Here is a 530-nt window from a genome sequence, read left to right as displayed (position 1 = left end):
ATATCGGCCTCGTCGAGGTCGGCGTCGGCCTCGTGCCGGCGGGCGGCGGCCTGAAGGAAGCGGCGCTGCGCGCGGCGGACGCGGCGACGGCGGCGTGCATGACGAGCGAGCTGCTCAAGTTCCTGACGAAGCCGTTCGAGAACGCGGCGATGGCGAAGGTGTCGATGTCCGCGCACGAAGCGCGCGCGATGGGCTACGTGAAGCCGTCGGCCACGATCGTGTTCAACGTGTTCGAGCTGCTCGACGTCGCGAAGAAGGAAGCGCGCGGCCTGGCCGCCGCGGGCTACCGCGCGCCGCTGAAGGCGAAGGAAATTCCGGTGGCGGGCCGCTCGGCGATCGCGACGATCAAGGCGCAACTCGTCAACATGCGCGACGGCCGCTTCATCAGCGACCACGATTTCCTGATCGCGAGCCGGATCGCGGAAGCGGTGTGCGGCGGCGACGTCGAGGCGGGCAGCACGGTCGACGAGGAATGGCTGCTCGCGCTGGAGCGTCGCGCGTTCGTCGAGCTGCTCGGCACGCAGAAGACG

1 protein-coding gene is annotated in these 530 nt (G+C 69.6%); it reads left to right on the top strand.

Annotated elements, in window-relative coordinates; translation table 11 throughout:
- On the top strand, nucleotides 1–530 hold a 530-nt coding region (locus J5M71_RS27015), incomplete at both ends, for a hypothetical protein (RefSeq protein WP_207838574.1).

It is taken from the genome of Pseudomonas sp. 43(2021) (assembly GCF_017490805.1).
Taxonomy (GTDB): Bacteria; Pseudomonadota; Gammaproteobacteria; order Pseudomonadales; family Pseudomonadaceae; genus Aquipseudomonas.
The sequence above is the reverse complement of the archived record's forward strand: the minus strand, read 5'-3'. Positions and strand labels throughout refer to the sequence as shown.